The sequence below is a fragment of the Streptomyces sp. AC558_RSS880 genome, assembly GCF_019049255.1.
Classification (GTDB): domain Bacteria; phylum Actinomycetota; class Actinomycetes; order Streptomycetales; family Streptomycetaceae; genus Streptomyces.
In genome coordinates, this window is the sequence record NZ_JAGMUJ010000158.1 from 1 (window position 1) to 214 (window position 214).

1 pseudogene is annotated in these 214 nt (G+C 60.3%); it reads left to right on the forward strand.

Features of this window, described 5'->3' with window-relative positions:
- Positions 1–121 (forward strand): annotated as a pseudogene (locus KUM38_RS42530) (carbohydrate ABC transporter permease); the annotation flags it as partial.
- Positions 122–214: the final 93 nt, after the last annotated feature.

Consider the following 214-nt stretch of genomic DNA (forward strand, 5'->3'; position numbering starts at 1 on the left):
CCCGCTGGTGCCTTCGAGCGACTCGACACTGGACAACTACCGACTGGTCATCGAATCCGACTTCCTTCGCTACTTCATGAACAGCGTCGTGGTCACCGTCGGCGCCGTGGTGCCGGCGGTGACCACGACGCTGTTCATGAAGTAGCGAAGGAAGTCGGATTCGATGACCAGTCGGTAGTTGTCCAGTGTCGAGTCGCTCGAAGGCACCAGCGGG